Source organism: Burkholderia pyrrocinia (genome assembly GCF_018417535.1).
Classification (GTDB): Bacteria; Pseudomonadota; Gammaproteobacteria; order Burkholderiales; family Burkholderiaceae; genus Burkholderia; species Burkholderia pyrrocinia_E.
This window is the reverse complement of sequence record NZ_CP070978.1, coordinates 91,048-108,341: the sequence shown is the minus strand read 5'-3', so window position 1 is coordinate 108,341 and position 17,294 is coordinate 91,048. Positions and strand designations below refer to the sequence as shown.

The following is a 17,294-nucleotide window of genomic DNA, read 5'->3' as shown; positions in this document are numbered from 1 at the left end:
ACCGCGGCCGAATCGTTCAAACCCAACCGGAGCACTTGTCATGCCGACTTTCAATATCCAGCTCTTCGAAGGCCGCACCGTCGACCAGAAGCGCGAATTCGTCGAAGCGATCACGCGCGTCACATGCGAGACGCTCGGCTGCGCGCCGGGCTCGGTCGACATCATTCTCACCGACGTGAAGAAGGAAAACTGGGCGACGGCCGGGAAGCTGTGGAGCGACGAGCGCTGAGAGGCGCCCCACAGAAAGCCAGCGCGCCTCCGGACCACAAAAGCGCGCTGTCTCCGTTGCTCAGCTATAGCCCCTCGCCACCTCCTCGAATACCTCACGTCAATCAGCTATCCCAATATATTGCCATTGACATTCATAATCATCGCAATTAGCTTTCGTTAACACAACAGCATCCAGGAATCGTTTCTCTTTTTTCCAAAAATAGATTCGCATAACGAATCAAAAACATCATTCCGCATTCGACATAGTAGCCAGCCAATCACCGCCCATCGGTGTCACCGCCAGCGATGAAATCCGGCAAGTACGTCTACGCCGACATTCAACTTATCACTGCAGGTAGACACCATGAAAATCAGGACGCTCAAAGGCTACTCCGCCGCTCTGCTGTTTTCGTTGATTTCCTTCGCGACTTCCGGCGTCGGCAGCCCCGTCTCGACATCGTCCGACACGACGTCGGATCAGCACTCCGCTACTCTCCACGAGACATGGGAGGCCAACGAGAATGGAACGGCTTACAGAATCATCAAGATTTCCGCCGACCGCTTTCTAGTCGTATACGGAAACAAAAAGAATATTTCCGGATACGTCATCCATGATCGACGAGACGGATCAAACGGCACTGACTATGCCCCGTGGACTTCGAATTCGTCCAACATCACTATCGGAGTTCAGGAGACTAGCAGTCGATCAATTGGCGTCATGCTGAGCGCCAATGGTGAAACCACCAGCTTCGTTGCGAAACTCTATCGCTCCAAAAATAAAGCTCAGGGCGCCCTCCGTCCGGGAAGCTGGCTGGCAACAATCTCCGATATCCCTGTCCAGCTTCGCATCGACAAAAACCTTGCGGACGTGTCAGTCGATATCGGTAAATGCAGACTGTCAGGGAAGATAAAATCAGATGGCTTGGAAGATGGATCGCATCTGACGCTCTCTCCAGCAACGACAGCCTGCGCAACCAAGTTCAATCACGAATTTGATGCAGCGTTGCTCTTTTCGGAAGATCTCGCCGTGATCTATCCGACGAAACGAGAATCGACGAACTTCATCTTCGTCGCTCACCCGACCATCGACAACCCTCCTGGTATGGCGCCGCAGCCTCGAAACACGTCCTGCGCGCAATGGAGGGAGATGTGCCGGGCAAAGTGTTCTGCAATGACTTTACCAACCGGCAACTTCGGATTCAAATTCTGGAACTGCGTCAACAGTTGCAACGCATTGGCGGGATGTTAAAAAGGTAAGCACATGATCACGGACAAGCAAATCGCAAACGCCCTGAACGACATGATCTTACAAATGGGGGCCGATCTCGATCGCTCTCTACTGGAGGTCAAGGCGTCGTGCCCGGATTCCGAATTCGTCGCCTACCGCGAATTCGTATCGCAAGTGCTGACCACGATGCTGGTCGACTTCATGAACCCGCTCTACATACGGCATCCCGACCTCAAGCCGCCGGAACTGGCATGACCCGCATCTGCAGCACCCCGCCACGGGAGCTGCAGCCCCCTGCTTCACGCTCCGCCGTTGTGCGCCCGCACATCGCTTTGTCACGCAATCGGCGCATAATGCCGGACAGACGCAGCAGCCAATGGCCACCCGGGAGACCGCCATGGAAGCGAAGAACGAGGAAGTCGTCGCACACCTGCTCTCCGACGTCGTCGAATTCGCGCGCGGGCGCCTGCCCGAAGCCAGTTTCCGGATCGTCGAACCTTTCCTGCGTCACTACTACGATTTCGTCGACGCCGACGATCTGCAGAACCGCAGCATCGCCGACCTGTACGGCGCCGCGATGGCGCACTGGCAGACCGCCCAGAAATACGTACCCGGCAGCGAACGGCTGCGCGTATACAACCCGATCCTCGAACAGCACGGCTGGCACTCGGACCACACGGTCATCGAGATCGTCAACGACGACATGCCGTTCCTCGTCGACTCGGTGACGATGGCCGTCAACCGCCTCGGGCTCGCGCTGCATTCGGCGCTGCACCCCGTGTTCCGCCTCTGGCGCGGCGCCAACGGCGGCATCGAGCGCGTCGACGCGGGCGGCGCGACGCCCGGCGACGGCCAGTCGCAGCTCGCGTCGTTCATCCATTTCGAAGTCGATCGCTGCGGCGACGCGGCACTGCTCGACACGCTGCGCGAGGACATCGCACGCGTGCTCGGCGACGTGCGCGCCTCGGTCGAGGACTGGCCGAAGATCGTCGACATCGCGCGCGCGACGATCAAGGAGATGAAGGCGCGCGAATCGACCGCGGAAGACATCGAGGCGCGCGCGTTCCTCGAATGGATGTCCGCCGATCACTTCACGTTCCTCGGCCAGCGCGACTACGCGCTCGTGTCGGATGGCACGGGCTTCGGCCTGCGCGGCATCGAAGGTACGGGCCTCGGCATCCTGCGCGAATCGCTGCGCACGTCGGGCGCGCCCGACGTGACGCCGCTGCCGCAGGCCGCCGCCGACATCATCACCGGCGCCTGGCCGATCTTCCTGACCAAGGCGAATTCGCGCGCGACCGTGCACCGGCCCGGCTATCTCGACTACGTGGGCGTGAAGCGCATCGGCGCCGACGGCAAGGTCACCGGCGAGCGCCGCTTCATCGGGCTCTACACGTCGACCGCTTACATGGTGTCGAGCGCCGAGATCCCGATCGTGCGCCGCAAGTGCGCGAACATCGTGCGGCGCGCGGGCTTCCTGCCGAAGGGGCATCTCGGCAAGTCGCTCGTGACCGTGCTCGAAACCTATCCGCGCGACGAGCTGTTCCAGGCCGACGAAGACCAGCTCTACGACATCGCGCTCGGCGTCCTGCGGCTGCAGGAACACCAGCGCACGCGCCTGTTCGTGCGCCGCGACCGGTTCGACCGCTTCGTGTCGTGCCTCGTGTACGTGCCGCGCGACAAGTACAACACCGACCTGCGCCGGCGCATCGCGAAGCTGCTCGTCGACGCGTACAACGGCGTGAACGTCGAATTCACGCCGCTGCTGTCGGAATCGGCGATCGCGCGGATTCATTTCGTCGTGCACGCGGAACCGGGCACGATGCCCGACGTCGACACGCGCGAGCTCGAGACGCGGCTCGTGCAGGTCACGCGCCGCTGGCAGGACGATCTCGCCGACGCGCTGCTCGACACCTTCGGCGAAGAGCAAGGCAACCGCCTGCTGCAACGCTATGCCGACTCGTTCCCGGCCGGCTATCGCGACGACTATCCGGCGCGCACGGCCGTGCGCGACATCGAGCTGATCGAGCGCGTGAAGGATTCGGGCCAGCTCGCGATGAACCTGTACCGGCCGATCGAGGCTGAGCCGCGCGCATTCCGCTTCAAGGTCTATCGCGCGGGCGACCCGATCGCGCTGTCGCGCAGCCTGCCGATGCTCGAGCACCTCGGCGTGCGCGTCGACGAGGAGCGGCCGTACCGGATCCAGACGCAGGACGGCGCGCATGCATGGGTGCACGACTTCGGCCTTGAAGTCGCCGACGATGCCGAGTTCGACATCGAGCGCGTGAAAGACCTGTTCGAGGATGCGTTCGACCGGATCTGGAGCGGCCGGATCGAGAACGACGACTTCAACCGCCTCGTGCTGCGCGCACAACTGAGCGCGCGCGAAGTGACGATCCTGCGCGCGTACGCGAAGTACCTGCGGCAGGTCGGCTCGACGTTCAGCGACGCGTATATCGAACGCGCGCTGACCGGCAATCCGGCGATCGCACGGCAACTCGTCGAGCTGTTCGTGCTGCGCTTCGACCCGCGCATCGGCGACACGCGCGACGTGCAGGCCGAACGGCTGCTGAAGGCGATCGAAGGCGCGCTCGACCAGGTGCCGAACCTCGACGAGGACCGCATCCTGCGCCAGTTCCTCGGCGTGATCAACGCGACCGAGCGCACCAACTACTTCCTGCTCGACGCGAACGGCGAATCGAAACCCTATCTGTCGTTCAAGTTCAATCCGGCGAAAGTGCCGGGCCTGCCCGAACCGAAGCCGATGTTCGAGATCTGGGTGTATTCGCCGCGTGTCGAGGGCGTGCACCTGCGCGGCGGGCGCGTCGCGCGCGGCGGGCTGCGCTGGTCGGATCGCCGCGAGGATTTCCGCACCGAGGTGCTCGGGCTGATGAAGGCGCAGATGGTGAAGAACGTCGTGATCGTGCCGGTCGGCTCGAAAGGCGGCTTCGTCGTGAAGAACCCGCCGCCGCCGAGCGACCGCGAAGCGTGGATGCGCGAAGGCATTGCGTGCTACCAGACGTTCCTGCGCGGCCTGCTCGACCTGACCGACAACCTGGTCGGCAACGCGATCGTGCCGCCGCCCGACGTCGTGCGCCACGACCCCGACGATCCGTATCTCGTCGTCGCGGCCGACAAGGGCACGGCCACCTTCTCCGACTACGCGAACGCGATCTCGCACGAATACGGCTTCTGGCTCGACGACGCGTTCGCGTCCGGCGGCTCGGTCGGCTACGACCACAAGAAGATGGCGATCACCGCGCGCGGCGCATGGGAATCGGTGAAGCGGCACTTCCGCGAGATGGGCGTCGATACGCAGACGACCGACTTCACGGTAGTCGGCGTCGGCGACATGTCGGGCGACGTGTTCGGCAACGGGATGCTGCTGTCGCCGCATATCCGGCTCGTCGCCGCGTTCGATCACCGGCACGTGTTCCTCGACCCGAACCCCGATCCCGCGACGAGCTTCGCGGAGCGCCAGCGCATGTTCGCGCTCGAACGGTCGAGCTGGGCCGACTACGATCCGGCCGCGATCTCGGCGGGCGGCGGCGTCTATCCGCGCACCGCGAAGACGATCCCGCTGTCGCCGGCCGTGCAGGCCGCGCTCGGCATCGACGCGCAAGCGCTGCCGCCGACCGAGCTGATCCGCGCGATCCTGCAGGCGCCGGTCGACCTGCTGTACAACGGCGGCATCGGCACCTACGTGAAGGCCGCACGCGAAACCCATCTTCAGGTCGGCGACCGCGCGAACGACGCGGTGCGCGTGAACGGCGCAGACCTGCGCTGCAAGGTGGTCGGCGAAGGCGGCAACCTCGGCTGCACGCAGTTCGGCCGCATCGAGTTCGCACAGCGCGGCGGCCGCATGAACACCGATGCGATCGACAACTCGGCCGGCGTCGATTGTTCGGATCACGAAGTCAACATCAAGATCCTGCTCGGGCTCGTCGTCGCCGACGGCGAGATGACCGGGAAGCAGCGCAACGCGCTGCTCGCGGAGATGACCGACGAAGTCGGGTTGCTCGTGCTGCGCGACAACTACTACCAGACGCAGGCGCTGTCGATCGCGGGCCGTTATGCCGTCGAGCTGCTCGACGCCGAGGCGCGCCTGATGCGCTGGCTCGAACGCGCGGGCCGCCTGAACCGCGTGATCGAATTCCTGCCGACCGACGACGAAGTCGCCGAACGGCAAGCCGCGAAGCTCGGCCTCACGTCGCCGGAGCGCGCGGTGCTGCTGGCGTACAGCAAGATGTGGCTCTACGACGCGTTGCTCGAATCCGACGTGCCCGAGGATCCGCTGGTTGCCGCGATGCTCGTCGACTACTTCCCGACGCCGCTGCAGCAACGCTTCAGCGAACCGATGCGCCGCCATCCGCTGCGCCGCGAGATACTCGCGACGCACCTGACCAATGCGCTCGTCAATCGCGTCGGCTGCGCGTTCGTGCACCGGCTGCTGGAGGAAACCGACGCGAAGCCGGGCGACATCGTGCGCGCGTGCATCATGGCGCGCGACGTGTTCGACCTCGATGCGGTGTGGCGGGACATCGACGCGCTCGACAACCGCGTCGCCGACGACGTGCAGGCGCGCATGTTCGTCGACGTCGCGCGGTTGCTGGAGCGCGCGGCGCTGTGGTTCCTGCGGCACCTGCAGTCCGGCGCGGTGGCCGACGGCGGCGTTGCCGAGCTGATCGCGCGCTGCCGCGACGCGGCGCAGCGGCTCGCGCCGCAACTGCCGTCGCTGCTGCCGACGGACGCGCTCGAAGCGCTGTCCGAGCGGCAACGCGTGCTGGTCGAAGCCGGCGTCGACAGCGCGCTCGCGGTGCGCGTCGCGAGCGGCGACATCTCGGCCGCGCTGCTCGACATCGCCGAAGTGGCCGCGACCTGCAACCGCAGCCTCGAACTCGTCGCGGGCGTCTATTTCTCGCTCGGCACGCTGCTCAATTACGGGTGGATCGGCGAACGCGCGGCGACGCTGCCGACGCCGACGCACTGGGACATGCTCGCGCGCGCGGCCGCGCTCGCGGAAGTCGCGCGCCTGAAGCGCACGCTCGCGACGAGCGCGCTCGCGGAATCGCCGGATTCGACCACGTCGGAGACGATCGTCGGCGCGTGGCGCGAGCGCCGCGAAGCCGCGCTCGCGCGCTACGAGCACCTGCTCGCGGACTTGCGCGCGTCCGGCGGCGCCAGCCTCGCGGTGCTGCTCGTGATCGTGCGGGAGATGGCCGTGCTCGAGCGCGCGTAACTCTTCGAGCAGGGTCAGACCGTCGCGATCAGCAGCTCTTCCGCGTTGTTCGGCGGCCGCAGGCCGTCCGTGCGATCGGCGAAATAGCGGCGCGTCAGCTCCGCGGCCGACACGTGCCCGGCCTTCGCAAAACCGGCCTCCAGCGCGAGCGCCTGGATCTGTGCCGGCATGAAGAAGCTGATGAATGGCGTGCCGCTGGCGCGCGCGCCCTTCGCGGCCATCTCGAGCCCCGGGCGCACGTCCGGATCCGCGTTCTCCAGCGGCAGCAGGAACGTCATCGCGAGCGTCGAGCCCGGCGCGAGCGATGCGACTTCGCGCAGCGCGGCCGCGTTCGCTTCGCGCGTCAGGTACATGCTGACGCCGGTGGATACCACGACCGCCGGCTTGCCGGCATCGAAGCCCGCGCCGACGAGCGCAGCGCGCCACGACTGCTTCGCCTCGAAATCGACCGGCACGAACCGCAGCCAGTCGGGCACGCCGAAACTGAGCTCGGCGAGGCGGCGTTGCTTCCATGCCTGCGGCGCCGGCGGGTCGACTTCGAAGACCGTCACGCGCGACGCCATGTCGGGCCGGCGCTGCACGAAACTGTCGAGGCCCGCGCCGAGGATCACGTACTGGCTCACGCCGCGCGCGGCCTGCTCGACCACGAGATCCTCGATGAAACGCGCCCGCGCGACGATCGACGCGCGAAACGGCCGCGTGAACCGCGGATCCATGTCGCCGCGCTGCTGCCAGCCCGGCGCCGGCGCGAGCAGTCGAAGCCCGACTTCGTCGGCGACCACGTGCGGCGGCGCGTCGAGTTCGACGTGCAGCGCGCGCCACAGCGCGACGCGCGCGGCGGTGCTGTCGGGGGCGTCTTCCCGGGTATCGGTCATGTCGGCCTCACGCGCCCTGCTTGCCCGGCGCCTGCAGGCGCCACACTCGGCCGTCGGGATCGCGCACGGTCATGTCGCGCGTGCCCCAGTGCGTATCCTCGAACGGCGTGACGACCTCGACGATCGGCTGCGGCCGCACCGCCTGCTCGTCGGGCACCTTGAGCACGACCTGCATGTCGGGCGTCTCGCCCGGCGGCACTTCGGCGATGAACAGAGAGGGGCCGTCGCCGCTGCGAAGCTGGCCCGAGTTGTGATCGGTTTCGAATTCCAGCGTGAAGCCCAGCGCCTGGAAGAACTTCGCCGACTTGCCCCAGTTGTGCGTCGTCAGGTACACGGCTTCGATTCGCTCGGATGACATGTCACTCCTCCTTGGTGGACGGCCCCGCGCCCGGCGGCGGCACGGCCAGGTATGCGCGCAACGCGTCGGCCACCAGCGCGGACAGCGACTGCTCCGTTTCGATGGCGCGATGCTTGACCTGCCGGATCAGGCTGAGCGGCAGGTACACGTTGAATTGCTTCACTTCTTCGTCGGTCATGATTGCTAGTATGATAGCAATCTAGCAAAAGTCAACTGCGGGCGCGGCTGGATGGATAGCCGACGCAGGCGCTGTCGATCGCCGGCCACTACGCGGTCGAGCTGCTCGACGCCGGGGCGCGCGTCGCGAGCGGCGACATCTCGGCCGCGCTGCTCGTGGTCGTGCGGGAGATGGGGGCCCGAGCGGGCGTGATGGAACAAGGGCACGAATGGCGGCAGCAAAGGCCGGCGTTCAGCGATTCGCCCTGATCGAAGGCCGGGTGCCGCCGGGTCTGGCCGATGCGATCGCGACGACAAGCACACCGATTTATTTCGCCGCAACCCACTATATGGGCTCCCTTTCATTATGCTCAGCGATCGACGCCAGATATGCCAAAAATGATAGTTGTAGAGCGCTCATACGTGAACTAGTCTGAATTGGCCACAGCTTAATTCAATAAGAGTTGATTTTCACGTTTTTAGAAACTATTCCGGTATTCGTTGACATGACCGCGCGCGATGTTGCGACTTCCGCCGCTCCATTACGCTTTCCGTTAAAAAATTAAACAATACAGCCCCGGAGTTTCCATGAATGTCAGCAATGTATCGAGTTCGGGTCGGCGTGTTTCCCGGTGGGCGGCAGCGGCGATTTATGCGGGCGCCTTCATATCGGCGACCTGCGCCGCGCTGCCAGCGAATGCAAAAGGTATCGACGGCGGCGAATGTGACACGCCGACGACACCATTCTGCGATGCACTGATGAACCCGTTGCCGGCATGGCCCGGCCACGTTTTCAAGCTGTCGCAGGACTACCCCGATGTCGCGCCAAAAGATTACCGGCCGTGGCTTAAATACGATCCGATTACCGACACCAAACGCTACATCCTTTCGGCGCTCATGTATTTCTATGAAGGAAATATTCGGGGGAACCGCGCGGAAAGCGAATACAATTTCGATCCAGCACTCAATTCGAGGCGCACCTGGTATCACGCCCCCTGGCAAGATCACGGCAAGGAAGGGCGTGAGTTCATCCATGGATTGACGCGGGAACGTGTATCGGCACCTCTCGAACTCGCCAAAGCACAGACGTCATACTGGAATAACTACGCGGTCGGCTTCTACAACGCGCCGGGCGGTGTCACGCTCGGGAAGGTCTGGCGCGATCATGGAAAGCCCGATCCGGATGCCGGAATCTTTCCTGAAGGAACCGTTTCGGGGAAGCTGCTTTTTACGACGGCCACCCCTAACGAGGTTCCCTATCTCGCCGGCGCGCCCGAATGGAAGGCCTATATTTATTGCGACGTGCACGACCAAAACCCGACGCTGGATAGCAAGCGCTGTGTCACGACGGTTCGCTTGCTGCAGATCGACATTGCGGTGAAGGACAACCGTGCAAAGGGCACCGGTTGGGTATTCGGTACCTTTGTCTACGGAGGCGGCAAGCCACCGAAAACGAGTCCGTCAAGGAGCTCGGAACTCGCTGTCGGCGACGGAAGGCCGAAACTGAAGCCGCTAAGGAATTGGGAACAGGTTTATCCCGTCGGTGTCATGTGGGGCAATGACCCCGGTTTCACGGGGTCCGGCAAGCTGACCCAGACATGGCTCAATCCGGATGTCACGCTGCCCCATTACGGTTATCAGAACCGCCTTAACGGTCCGGTCGACAATCCGAAATCGGCTTGCATGTCGTGCCACTCGACTTCCCAGTGGCCGTTAAGTGCAAGCATGATCCCGCCCAAGGGGGCATCCCAATATGTCACTGCATGGTGGTTCCGCAACATCCCTTCGGGGACGCCATTCGGGCCGGGGATGCCGCCGGAACCGCCGCCGCCGGGGACGCCGCCCGCGAGCGACAATGTGCACCGTGTATCTCTCGATTATTCGCTTCAGCTCGCAGGCGGCATCAGAAACTTCTTTGAAGTCAATCCGCAGCTCATCGAAAAAATGTTTCCCAAGGCATCCGCTGACGAGGTCAAGGCATACCTTGGCAATCCGGTCACCCGGTCAGGCGAGGAATAGTCTCCAGGACGGGCACGGGTAGAGATTTCGCGCGACTCGGAATCATCGGGAATCGAGCGAGGGCCCAGGACTGTCGTGTGCGCGCAGTTATAGCGCCCACACGCAACGGAGCATTTACTTGCGGCCCACGGAAAAACCACTATCGGAACCAGGCGTCTTCGATTGGGAGAGGATAATATGCTGCAACCCGTAAAATGCCACGTCCGCTTACTACGCGTCGCGATGCTGATTGCGGGGGGCGCGTCGCTCACGATTTACCCAGCCACCGGGGTGAGCAGCTCCCCTGGTGGCGATGCAAACGATCCGATCGAGATTAGCTCCTCGCTCCCCAAGGATCTCAATAATTCCGATGCGCCGCACGCAACATTGCAACAGGCCGCCGCTTTTGCCTGGAATCAGTTCATTGCACTGAACTGGCCCGCACTGGCCAAAGATACCAATAATCAAAAGCGAGATTATCCTGATACGAGTTTACCGTTTGGCGATCCACAGTACAAAGACCCGCTCGTCTGGCATACTTTTCGCGGAAAAGTTGAAATATTCCCAGCCGACAATTCCAAGGCCTTCGCAAAAGGAGCTGCCAGCGATTACGGCTACGACGACAGGCCGAACTACAATTATGGACAAGGAAATGTCGCCCCCTCTTCCGGGCCGGCGCCCTGGATCAACCTCGACGAGAACAGCCAGATTGGCCTGAATAAAATTTATGCCGGCGTCGTGTCGAGCATACCACTGGATAAAAATGCACAAATTCTCTTTATGGCAAAGGCCAACAGAAATGAATACAAGTATATTACCGCAAACAAATGGTGGAATCCACTAGCCCCCGACCCAAGAGTGTCGAATCCGCTAGGCTCCACCCCAACCATATTCCAAGCGACAGCCGATTTCGTCAAAACATACAAACGCGACCCAATAGCCGGCTCGACCAATTGCGATGGCAACCCCTCCAAAGCCAGGTGCATCAGCCTGCCGCTAGACTCCATTGAAGTCAAGGCAGCATGGAGAAGATTGACTCCTGATGAAATAAAATCCGGACGATTTTATACAACCCTGACCCGTCACTACGAAAGCCAGGACGACGGAAAGAACATCAAAGCTATCGATGAAGCCATGGGGCTTGTCGGATTGCATATCATCAGAAAAACCAAATCCGCCCCCTATTTAATTTATACGACATTCGAGCAGGCTGACAATATAACGGATGCCGACGGGAATGCGATCGAAGATGAAGATGGAAATTACAAGAGCGTACTGAAGAACGCAACACCGATGACGCCGAACGTAATCTCCAACAACGCCACTGCCAGCACAACCCAGACGTTCGTGCGCCCGGAAAGTTACTCTGCCAAACCAAACAAACAGCTTTACTATCAGAACATCAAAGACACCAAAGATCACAGGTCCGGCCTGCTCAATGGAGGGATAATTCTCGTCAACAAAAGAATAAATGACATACCCGACGAAATAATAAACGCCAACAAGCAAGCCCACGACCAGATCCGGTCATATGCAGCATCCATGAATTTCAAGTCACCGCCCGTTTGGCTGTACTACAAGCTCATCAATGTTCAAAACACACCGCTTGGAGGAAAGATTCCCGGAATCGACCGATTCCCGCGATCAACCTATTATCAAGCCAATAGCGTTATCGAAACCGACTACAATCTTCAGCGGTTCAGTGGAGAGTTTGATGACTTCAGGAATAAAATTTTCACCATTTCCGATTTCACAAAAAGCGGAAACAACCTGACCAACGTTGCACACAATGGGAACAGTCTTAACATGGGCGGCTGCATGGGTTGTCACGGCAATGCCCAGGCTGCCGGGTCCGGCTTCAGCTTTATCTTTCTTGATTCACCCGTAACCGCTCCGGAGTGGGACACCAAATCCCTGAATGACACTAAATTTCGCCGATTCATGAATTACCTGGCCCGCCCATGAAAGTCCTTATATTTCGACCAGGCATCGGCAACGTTTTTCAAAAAAATTTCGAATCCCGTTCTGCGACTGGATAGGTGAATTTTTCACCTCGCTCCCAAGACAACCCGACAGTCGATTTAACAATTACTTAAAGAGGCCATCATGTCAAATACCATCAATATACTTGTTGCGGTAAATACAACCGGCGCAGTTAATGCAAACAACGGAGACATCCCAGGCAAAACCGTTGGCGACTTCGTATATATGGCAGACGACTCCGACACCACATACGCCGCTGCCGAAAATTACAAAACCGAGGGCACCGACGAACTGCTCACGTACTGCAACGACGGGGACGCCCTCATTTGGCGCGTTTATTCAATCAATCAACAGCCGAGCATTTCCATTACAGGAATTACCGGAAACGTGAACACCACGTTTAATGACTTCAATCCTCAACCGATACCCGGGCATAACGGCCAATGGTGGTCTGCAGTTATTCATGGAACAGGAACAAACGTTCAATACTCTGTAAACCTATTGATAGGCGATGTGCCCGTATCGTTCGACCCGCATATCACAGCGGTAGAACCTAAATTCGCCAAGCGCTAGTCGGGCAAACGGGGCAACCGACCGGAATCGAGCGCAAACACATGCTTGTCCCGGCCCGTTGCTTCCAAGCTCATGAACGCGGTGTTGAACAACGGCCCGCGGCAGCCTGCCCGCTCGTCACCGGGCCGCGCACGTCCGACCCCACGCTGCGCGCCGCCGCGTGCGCGAACAGCGCGTCGAGATCGAAGCCCGCCGTGTCGATGCCGATCGCGTCGCGCAGGCATGCGCCCCATGCAGCCGCGTCGTCGAACGTGACGGTGCGCCCGGCCCCCGCCGCGTCGCGCAGCGTCAGTGCGGTGTTGAGTAGCGCCGCGCGGCCGTCCGGCAGCACGCGGCATGCGATCAGGTCGTTCACGAAGATCGATTCGGGATACGTCGACGTGAACCAGTTCGCGGCGTCGTAATCGATCCACTCTGCCGGTTTCAGCGAGAAGCGGTACGTGGTCTGCCAGCCGTCGGGAATCTCGAACTGCATGTCGAATTCGCCGTCGACCGGCGCGTCGATCACGCGAAACGCGCCGTGCGGCGTCAGTTGCCGCTCGCCCGGCACGAAGCGCAGCGGCGCGGTCAGCGTCGCGCTGCCGAAGCCGATGTCCGCGAGCCAGGCCGCGCCATCGAGATCGATGCGCAGCAGCATGTGCGTCTGCGCGGTGACGATCTCGGGCGGCCGCATCCAGCGCACGCGCGCGATCAGCGGCGTCACGCGAAAACCGATCGTCGTGAGCGCGGTGTAGAACAGTTTGTTGAGTTCGAAGCAGTAGCCGCCGCGGCGGCGCCCGATCACCTTGTCGACGATCGCGGGCAGGTCGAGCGCGACGCGCGCGCCGGTCAGCGGATTGAGGTTCTCGAACGGAATCGCCTGCGGGTGCAGCAGATGCAGCCGGCGCAGCACGTCGAGCGTCGGCTCGGCCGGGCCGTCGTAGCCGATGCGGGAGAAATAGCGCGAGAGGTCGAACGAGTCAGTCATGAACCGGCACCGATAAAAGGGACACGCCACGATAGCATTGCGCGAAATCCCCATGTTGTGCGGGGCGATTGTCCGTCGTCGCGCGCGATGCCGGTACCGCATCGCGCGCAGCCCCGCGCAACGTTACGGCAGCAGCTTCAGCGCGGACGACGCGACCGACGGCACCGAAATACCCTGGCTCGTCGCGAACTGCACGGCCTGGCTGAGCGTCGCCGCGAGCGACTGCAACTGGCCCGGCGCGCTTTGCGCGATATACGACGCGGCCTGCATGTTCTGCGGATTCAGGCCCGACTGCAGCAGCGACGCGGCACTCGTCGAACCGAGATTGCCGAGCCCCGACTGCAGTTGCGAATATTGCGTGAGCCCCTGGCCGAGCGACGCGAGGCCGTTGCTGAACGCCTGCTTGTCGATCGGGCCGTGCGACGCGCCGCCGCTCGCGAATGCCTGGCCGAGCGCCTGCGACACCGACTGCTGCGCGCCGCCCATCTGCGACAGCGCGGCCGGCGTCAGCGCGTTGCTGCCGGCCAGTTGGCCCGCGGCCTGTTGCGCCTGCCCGGCCGCACCGGTGAGCCCCATCGCCGACGCGAGCGACGACTGGCCGGACAGCACCTGCTGGTTCGCACCGACATACGCCTGCAGCAACTGCGCGACGCCGCCCTGCGCGGGTGCCGCCTGCTGCTGGCCGCCGCCGAGCAGCGACGCGCCGAGCGACTGCAGGTCGAGCTGCGCGTGCGCGACGCCGCTCGCCAGGAGGCCGAATGCGATACCTGCCGAGGCCAGGTACCGGCCCGTCGCGCGAATGTGCTTCATGTGTTTCCCTCGTGCCGGAATGATTGAGGCCGATATTGTCGAAGCGCGTCGCACGCCGCCGCAACGACTGAAACACATCGAAACGAAATCGCGCCGTGCGGCCGCTTGCAATTCCGGGCCCGACGGACACCGTCGAGCGGATTCGTCCGCGTTTGCTGCGCGATATCACGCGTGTGCCGGAATTCGTTCTCCGGTCGCATCAATGAAGGCGGGTTTCGGTCTCTGCGCGCGGCGCCGCAAACGCGTCGCGCCAGAAAACGCGTCCGTCACCGGCGCGCCGAGTGCCGAGTGCCGAGTGCCGAGTGCCGAGTGCCGAATGCCGAGCGCCGACCAACACCGCGTTCGGGGATCGAAGCAAAACGGGCGGCTCGCCGCCGCCCGTTTCGCCACCGCGCGACCGGCTTCCCGCCGGCTGCGACGTTACGCAGCCATCCACGCCGGCATCCGCCGGCCGACCCAGTCGGCCGCCTGCTCGTAGCCGCGCGCGAGCTGCAGCACGGCGAGATCGGCGCGCGGGCGTCCGATCAGTTGCATCCCCATCGGCAGCCCCGCGTCGTTGAAACCGACCGGCACGTTGATCACCGGGCAGCCGGCCAGCGTCCACGGCACGACCGTTTCCATCCAGCGGTGGTAGGTGTCCATCGCGCGGCCCGCGATCTCCTTCGGCCAGCGCTGGTCGACGTCGAACGGGAACACCTGCGCAGTCGGCGCTGCGATGAAGTCGTAGCGGTCGAAGAAGCCCAGCACGGCCTGGTGCCACGCGGTGCGCTCGACGCTCGCATCGAACACCGCCGCACCCTGCATCGCGAGCAGCCCTTCGACCTCGTAGATCGCCTCGGGCTTCAGCAGTGCGCGCCGCGCCGGGTCGCGATAGTGCGCGAGCAGCCCGCCGCCGGACAACAGATGCCGGTGCGCGAGCCACAGGCGCCAGATCCGGTCGGGCGCGAACGCCGGCAGCGCGGCGTCGACGTCGCAGCCGATCTCGCGCAGCGTTGCCAGCCCCTGTTCGCACTGCGCGAGCACGCCGGCCTCGGTCGCGAGATAACCATTCCAGTCGCCGACCCACGCGATGCGCTTGCCGCGCAGGTCCGCGTCGAGCGGCTGCGCGAACACGGCCGGATCTTCCGCGAGCGACAGCGGATCGTTGCGGTCGTAGCCGGCCTGGATCGCGAGCAACTGCGCGACGTCGCCGACGGTGCGGCCCATCGGCCCTTCGATGCCGAGCTGCTGCACGAACACGTCGACGCCCGGCCAGCGCGGCACGCGCCCCTGCGACGGACGGAAGCCGTAGATGTTGCAGAACGCGGCCGGATTGCGCAGCGAGCCGCCGAAGTCGCTGCCGGCCGCCACCGGCAGCATCCGCGACGCAAGCGCCGCCGCCGTGCCGCCGCTGCTGCCGCCGGCGCTCTTCGTCAGGTCGTACGGATTGCGCGTCGCGCCATAAACCTCGTTGAACGTGTGCGAACCGAGCCCGAACTCCGGCGTATTGGTCTTGCCGATGAAGATCGCGCCGGCCGCGCGCATCCGCGCGACGCCGACGGAATCGGCCTGAGGCACGTTCTCGCGGAAGATCGGCGAGCCGTAGGTCGTCCGCAGCCCCTTCGTCATCGCCAGATCCTTCGGCGCCTGCGGCATCCCGTGCATCCAGCCGTGGTACTCGCCGCGCGCCAGCGCGGCATCCTTTTCCTCGGCTTCGGCGAGCAGCGCAGCGCGGTCGCGCAGCGCGACGATCGCGTTGACCGCGCCGTTCACGCGCTCGACGTGGTCGAGATACGCGCGCATCGTCTCGACGCACGAGACCGCCTTGCCGCGGATCGCCGACGCGAGCTCGCCGGCCGACAGGCGCACGATCGGGTCGACGGGGATGGAAGCGGGAGCGAGAAGCTGCGGGGCGCCGTGCGGCATGCGGGGTCTCCTGGGATCGGAATGGAATGGCAGGCCGCGTGGCGGCGGCGGTCGCTCCCGAACCGGCCGGGAGGGGCCGCGCCGCGGCCGATGCACTACTCTACGCGACGCCGAATCGGCGACCTCCGATATTTTCCGTCGCGATTCATTGCGGATCCGACTAAATCGGGGCGACAGGCGCCGGGCCGCCCACGCCGGCCCGGTCGATGAAATCGTTTATGCGCATAAACTTAAATTTCTTATATTTCTAATAGGCGCGACACGCGACGGCGCGCGTTAACGAGATTTTTACGCGGCCGCCCGATCTCTTTAGATTGCTCGTTCCGGCCGCGCGCTACGCTGGAAGCATCTCGTTCCCAGGACATCGCTCATGCTCAAGCTGCTGGTTCCGGTCGGTCACTCGCCCCGCTCGCTTCAGGCGGTTCGCCACGCGACATTCCTGTATCGCGAGCGGTGCGCATCGGAGATCGTGCTGATCAATGTCCAGGCGCCGCTCGAAGCGACGCGGCTCGAGGCCTATCACCCGCTGTCGCGGCTGCGCTCGATCGAGGAGAAGTTCGCGTCCGACGATCTGGCCGTGGCGGAGCGGATTCTGCGGGAAGCCGGCGTCAAGTACAGCGTCGTGATGAAGGTCGGCCCAGTGGCCGACACGATCGCTGCCGTGGCGGCCGAGACCGGATGCGACGAGATCGTCGTCGTCGCGCCGAGGCACGATCCGCTCCATGCGCTGATGTCGGTGTTTCGCCGCAGCGTGATGGGCCGGCTGGTACGGATTTCGAATGTGCCGGTGACGGCCGTGCAATGACCGGGATGATGCGCGGCGGCGCGGCGACGGTCGGTCGCGCGACGGGTCGCAGGCTTGCACCGGCGACGGACGAATGAGCGGCGCAGTACGTGTTGCGCGTTGCGCATCGCACGCGTACCGCCCGTCATGCGACGCTTATTCGATGACCTTGCGCCAGAACACGAAATAGGCGGCCGCCGAAGACGCC

14 protein-coding genes are annotated in these 17,294 nt (G+C 63.3%); 8 read left to right on the top strand and 6 right to left on the bottom strand.

Translation table 11 applies throughout. The features are described from left to right. Positions 1–40: 40 nt before the first annotated feature. From JYG32_RS18620 to JYG32_RS18605, 4 genes are all read left to right on the top strand, one after another. Positions 41–229, top strand: a complete 189-nt coding sequence (locus JYG32_RS18620) for a 4-oxalocrotonate tautomerase (RefSeq protein ID WP_011354745.1) — start codon at positions 41–43, stop codon at positions 227–229. A 345-nt stretch (positions 230–574) separates the two neighbouring features. Next, the gene (locus tag JYG32_RS18615; protein WP_213266486.1) at positions 575–1,459 is read left to right on the top strand and encodes a hypothetical protein; all 885 of its coding nucleotides are present in this window, start codon (positions 575–577) and stop codon (positions 1,457–1,459) included. A 12-nt stretch (positions 1,460–1,471) separates the two neighbouring features. Continuing rightward, positions 1,472–1,693, top strand: coding sequence for a hypothetical protein (locus tag JYG32_RS18610; protein ID WP_213266485.1), 222 nt, complete (start codon positions 1,472–1,474; stop codon positions 1,691–1,693). 142 nt (positions 1,694–1,835) lie between these two features. Then, on the top strand, positions 1,836–6,677 hold the full coding sequence (locus JYG32_RS18605; RefSeq protein ID WP_213266484.1) for an NAD-glutamate dehydrogenase: 4,842 nt from the start codon (positions 1,836–1,838) through the stop codon (positions 6,675–6,677). Between the two features lie 14 nt (positions 6,678–6,691). On the opposite strand, the gene JYG32_RS18600 is transcribed toward JYG32_RS18605, so the two are convergent. From JYG32_RS18600 to JYG32_RS18590, 3 genes are read right to left on the bottom strand one after another with little or no spacing between them, the layout of a single operon-like run. Beyond that, on the bottom strand, positions 6,692–7,552 hold the full coding sequence (locus JYG32_RS18600; RefSeq protein WP_213266483.1) for a class I SAM-dependent methyltransferase: 861 nt from the start codon (positions 7,550–7,552) through the stop codon (positions 6,692–6,694). A 7-nt stretch (positions 7,553–7,559) separates the two neighbouring features. After that, positions 7,560–7,910: a VOC family protein gene (locus JYG32_RS18595; protein WP_213266482.1), complete on the bottom strand. Its 351-nt coding sequence runs from the start codon at positions 7,908–7,910 to the stop codon at positions 7,560–7,562. Position 7,911: 1 nt separating this feature from the next. Continuing rightward, a complete protein-coding gene (locus tag JYG32_RS18590) occupies positions 7,912–8,088 on the bottom strand; it encodes a ribbon-helix-helix domain-containing protein (protein WP_122947424.1) in 177 nt (58 codons plus the stop codon). A gap of 566 nt (positions 8,089–8,654) precedes the next feature. Here JYG32_RS18590 and JYG32_RS18585 point away from each other — a divergent pair. The 3 genes from JYG32_RS18585 (at position 8,655) to JYG32_RS18575 (ending at position 12,620) form a co-directional block, all read left to right on the top strand. Continuing rightward, positions 8,655–10,085, top strand: coding sequence for a hypothetical protein (locus JYG32_RS18585; RefSeq protein ID WP_213266481.1), 1,431 nt, complete (start codon positions 8,655–8,657; stop codon positions 10,083–10,085). A gap of 177 nt (positions 10,086–10,262) precedes the next feature. Further along, positions 10,263–12,029 carry a hypothetical protein gene (locus tag JYG32_RS18580; RefSeq protein ID WP_213266480.1) on the top strand — a complete coding sequence of 589 codons (1,767 nt, stop codon included), beginning with the start codon at positions 10,263–10,265 and terminating at the stop codon, positions 12,027–12,029. Between the two features lie 141 nt (positions 12,030–12,170). Next, on the top strand, positions 12,171–12,620 hold the full coding sequence (locus JYG32_RS18575) for a hypothetical protein (RefSeq protein WP_213266479.1): 450 nt from the start codon (positions 12,171–12,173) through the stop codon (positions 12,618–12,620). A 70-nt stretch (positions 12,621–12,690) separates the two neighbouring features. On the opposite strand, the gene JYG32_RS18570 is transcribed toward JYG32_RS18575, so the two are convergent. From JYG32_RS18570 to JYG32_RS18560, 3 genes are all read right to left on the bottom strand, one after another. Beyond that, on the bottom strand, positions 12,691–13,587 hold the full coding sequence (locus JYG32_RS18570) for an arylamine N-acetyltransferase family protein (RefSeq protein ID WP_213266478.1): 897 nt from the start codon (positions 13,585–13,587) through the stop codon (positions 12,691–12,693). 123 nt (positions 13,588–13,710) lie between these two features. Continuing rightward, positions 13,711–14,397 carry a hypothetical protein gene (locus JYG32_RS18565; RefSeq protein WP_213266477.1) on the bottom strand — a complete coding sequence of 229 codons (687 nt, stop codon included), beginning with the start codon at positions 14,395–14,397 and terminating at the stop codon, positions 13,711–13,713. 420 nt (positions 14,398–14,817) lie between these two features. Then, positions 14,818–16,302 (bottom strand): amidase, encoded by a 1,485-nt coding sequence (locus tag JYG32_RS18560; protein ID WP_213266476.1) that lies wholly within the window; start codon positions 16,300–16,302, stop codon positions 14,818–14,820. Between the two features lie 370 nt (positions 16,303–16,672). On the opposite strand from JYG32_RS18560, the gene JYG32_RS18555 reads away from it, so the two are divergent. Next, on the top strand, positions 16,673–17,107 hold the full coding sequence (locus JYG32_RS18555; RefSeq protein ID WP_213266475.1) for a universal stress protein: 435 nt from the start codon (positions 16,673–16,675) through the stop codon (positions 17,105–17,107). Positions 17,108–17,294: the final 187 nt, after the last annotated feature.

Coding starts and splice junctions, on each gene's coding strand:
- JYG32_RS18575 (WP_213266479.1), top strand. CDS start 12,171: ATGTCAAATACCATCAATATACTTGTTGCGGTAAATACAACCGGCGCA.
- JYG32_RS18585 (WP_213266481.1), top strand. CDS start 8,655: ATGAATGTCAGCAATGTATCGAGTTCGGGTCGGCGTGTTTCCCGGTGG.
- JYG32_RS18580 (WP_213266480.1), top strand. CDS start 10,263: ATGCTGCAACCCGTAAAATGCCACGTCCGCTTACTACGCGTCGCGATG.
- JYG32_RS18590 (WP_122947424.1), bottom strand. CDS start 8,088: ATGACCGACGAAGAAGTGAAGCAATTCAACGTGTACCTGCCGCTCAGC.
- JYG32_RS18615 (WP_213266486.1), top strand. CDS start 575: ATGAAAATCAGGACGCTCAAAGGCTACTCCGCCGCTCTGCTGTTTTCG.
- JYG32_RS18605 (WP_213266484.1), top strand. CDS start 1,836: ATGGAAGCGAAGAACGAGGAAGTCGTCGCACACCTGCTCTCCGACGTC.
- JYG32_RS18600 (WP_213266483.1), bottom strand. CDS start 7,552: ATGACCGATACCCGGGAAGACGCCCCCGACAGCACCGCCGCGCGCGTC.
- JYG32_RS18610 (WP_213266485.1), top strand. CDS start 1,472: ATGATCACGGACAAGCAAATCGCAAACGCCCTGAACGACATGATCTTA.
- JYG32_RS18620 (WP_011354745.1), top strand. CDS start 41: ATGCCGACTTTCAATATCCAGCTCTTCGAAGGCCGCACCGTCGACCAG.
- JYG32_RS18555 (WP_213266475.1), top strand. CDS start 16,673: ATGCTCAAGCTGCTGGTTCCGGTCGGTCACTCGCCCCGCTCGCTTCAG.
- JYG32_RS18565 (WP_213266477.1), bottom strand. CDS start 14,397: ATGAAGCACATTCGCGCGACGGGCCGGTACCTGGCCTCGGCAGGTATC.
- JYG32_RS18595 (WP_213266482.1), bottom strand. CDS start 7,910: ATGTCATCCGAGCGAATCGAAGCCGTGTACCTGACGACGCACAACTGG.
- JYG32_RS18570 (WP_213266478.1), bottom strand. CDS start 13,587: ATGACTGACTCGTTCGACCTCTCGCGCTATTTCTCCCGCATCGGCTAC.
- JYG32_RS18560 (WP_213266476.1), bottom strand. CDS start 16,302: ATGCCGCACGGCGCCCCGCAGCTTCTCGCTCCCGCTTCCATCCCCGTC.